Origin of the sequence: Streptomyces sp. ActVer (genome assembly GCF_027270795.1) — a bacterium.
Lineage (GTDB): Bacteria > Actinomycetota > Actinomycetes > Streptomycetales > Streptomycetaceae > Streptomyces > Streptomyces umbrinus_A.
Window position 1 is genome coordinate 1 of sequence record NZ_JAPWHT010000743.1, and the last position, 2,969, is coordinate 2,969.

2 protein-coding genes and 1 pseudogene are annotated in these 2,969 nt (G+C 68.7%); all 3 read left to right on the plus strand.

Features of this window, described 5'->3' with window-relative positions:
• A pseudogene (locus O3Q52_RS51440) lies at positions 1-165 on the plus strand (NADH-quinone oxidoreductase subunit NuoE); the annotation flags it as partial.
• On the plus strand, positions 165-1,547 hold the full coding sequence (nuoF, locus tag O3Q52_RS51445; protein WP_269655297.1) for an NADH-quinone oxidoreductase subunit NuoF: 1,383 nt from the start codon (positions 165-167) through the stop codon (positions 1,545-1,547). The pseudogene O3Q52_RS51440 and the gene nuoF, both read left to right, overlap by 1 nt.
• Positions 1,544-2,969: NADH-quinone oxidoreductase subunit G (locus O3Q52_RS51450; protein ID WP_269655298.1), on the plus strand; the 1,426-nt coding region annotated here is incomplete at its 3' end. The genes nuoF and O3Q52_RS51450, both read left to right, overlap by 4 nt.

Here is a 2,969-nt window from a genome sequence, read left to right on the forward strand (position 1 = left end):
GGCCCCGCGCGCGTGGTGCACCCGCGAGGGTCCGGCGCTCCCCAGGACGAGCCGCCGCACGACCCGTCCCCGTCCGAGCACCTCAGTTCGCACGACGCACCGCAGGACACGTCGGCCTCCGACCCGTCCCACCCGGCCGGGCCCACTGCCGAGGAGGGGGAGTGATGACCTTGTCCACTCAATACGGGGGCACCTCCCAGCCGGAGACCGGCGGAGAGAGCAGCCCCGAGAAGCTGCTCTCACCCGTGCTGTCCGCCTTCTGGGACGAGGACAAGTCCTGGTCGCTGGACGTGTACCGGAGGCACGACGGGTACGAGGGCCTGCGCAAGGCGCTCGCGATGTCGCCGGACGACCTCATCGCGTATGTGAAGGACTCCGGTCTTCGCGGCCGCGGCGGCGCGGGATTCCCCACCGGAATGAAGTGGCAGTTCATTCCCCAGGGTGATGGAAAGCCTCACTATCTAGTTGTCAACGCCGACGAATCAGAGCCGGGCACTTGTAAGGACATCCCGCTTCTCTTCGCGAACCCGCACAGCCTCATTGAGGGCATTGTCATCGCCTGTTATGCGATCCGGTCGTCGCATGCCTTCATTTACCTGCGTGGTGAAGTAGTCCCCGTGCTCAGGCGGTTGCACGAGGCCGTACGCGAGGCCTACGCGGCGGGATACCTGGGCGAGAACATCCTGGGCAGCGGACTGGATCTCCAGCTCACCGTGCACGCGGGCGCGGGCGCGTACATCTGCGGTGAGGAGACCGCGCTGCTCGACTCGCTCGAAGGCCGCCGTGGACAGCCGCGACTTCGTCCCCCTTTCCCTGCGGTCGCGGGCCTCTATGCCTGTCCGACTGTTGTGAACAACGTCGAGTCCATCGCGTCGGTTCCCGCGATTCTCCACAAGGGCAAAGAATGGTTCCGGTCGATGGGAAGCGAGAAGTCCCCGGGCTTCACGCTCTACTCCCTCAGCGGCCATGTCACCAGCCCCGGCCAGTACGAGGCCCCGCTCGGCATCACACTCCGTCAGCTCCTCGACATGAGCGGCGGCATCCGGAAGGGGCACCGCCTCAAGTTCTGGACGCCGGGCGGCTCCTCGACCCCGATGTTCACCGACGAGCACCTCGACGTCCCTCTTGACTACGAAGGAGTGGGCGCCGCGGGTTCCATGCTCGGCACAAAAGCACTCCAGTGCTTCGACGAGACGACCTGCGTCGTCCGTGCCGTCACGCGGTGGACCGAGTTCTACGCCCACGAGTCCTGCGGCAAGTGCACGCCCTGCCGCGAAGGGACGTACTGGCTCGTGCAGTTGCTGCGCGACATCGAGGCCGGCAAGGGCGTCATGTCCGACCTCGACAAGCTGAACGACATCGCCGACAACATCAACGGCAAGTCCTTCTGCGCCCTCGGCGACGGCGCCGCCTCGCCGATCTTCTCCTCGCTCAAGTACTTCCGCGCGGAGTACGAGGAGCACATCACCGGCCGGGGCTGCCCCTTCGACCCCGCCAAGTCGACGGCCTGGGCCGACAAGGAAAAGCACACGGAGGTGAACGCATGACGGTAACCACGAGCGCTCCCTCCGGAGGCGGGGAGGCTGCGGTTCCGCCGGAGGATCTCGTCTCGCTGACCATCGACGGCGTCGAGATCAGCGTGCCCAAGGGCACCCTGGTCATCCGCGCGGCCGAACAGCTCGGCATCGAGATCCCCCGCTTCTGCGACCATCCGCTCCTCGACCCGGCCGGCGCCTGCCGTCAGTGCATCGTCGAGGTCGAGGGCCAGCGCAAGCCCATGGCGTCCTGCACGATCACCTGCACGGACGGGATGGTCGTCAAGACCCACCTCACCTCTCCTGTCGCCGAGAAGGCCCAGAAGGGTGTGATGGAGCTTCTGCTCATCAACCACCCGCTGGACTGCCCGGTCTGCGACAAGGGCGGCGAGTGCCCCCTGCAGAACCAGGCCATGTCGCACGGCCACTCCGAGTCCCGCTTCGAGGGCAAGAAGCGCACGTACGAGAAGCCCGTCCCGATCTCCACACAGGTGCTGCTCGACCGCGAACGCTGTGTGCTGTGCGCCCGCTGCACCCGGTTCTCCAACCAGATCGCGGGCGACCCGATGATCGAGCTGATCGAGCGGGGCGCGCTCCAGCAGGTCGGCACCGGTGAGGGCGACCCCTTCGAGTCGTACTTCTCCGGGAACACGATCCAGATCTGCCCGGTCGGCGCGCTGACCTCGGCGGCGTACCGCTTCCGCTCCCGGCCGTTCGACCTCGTCTCGTCGCACTCGGTGTGCGAGCACTGCTCCGGCGGCTGCGCGACCCGCACCGACCACCGGCGCGGCAAGGTCATGCGGCGCCTCGCCTCCCCGGACCCCGAGGTCAACGAGGAGTGGCTCTGCGACAAGGGGCGGTTCGGCTTCCGCTACGCCCAGCAGCGGGACCGCTTGCAGACCCCCCTGGTGCGCGGCGAGTCCGGTGAGCTGGAGCCCGCTTCCTGGCCGGAGGCCCTGGAGGCCGCGGCCCAGGGGCTGCTTGCCGCCCGCTCCCGGGCCGGTGTCCTCACCGGCGGCCGGCTGACCGTCGAGGACGCCTACGCGTACAGCAAGTTCGCGCGCGTGGCCCTCGACACGAACGACATCGACTTCCGCGCGCGCGTGCACAGCGGCGAGGAGGCCGACTTCCTGGCCGCCCGGGTAGCCGGACGCGGACGGGACCTCGACGGTACGGGCGTCACGTACACCGCACTGGAGAAGGCACCCGCCGTCCTGCTCACCGGATTCGAGTCCGAGGAGGAGGCGCCCGGTGTCTTCCTGAGGCTGCGCAAGGCCTGGCGGGGACACGGGCAGAAGACCTTCTCGCTGGCCACGCACGCGACCCGCGGCCTGGAGAAGGCGGGCGGCACGCTGCTGCCGGCCGCCCCCGGCACCGAGACCGAGTGGCTGGACGCGCTCGCCTCCGGGGCCGGCCTGGAGGGCGACGGGGAGA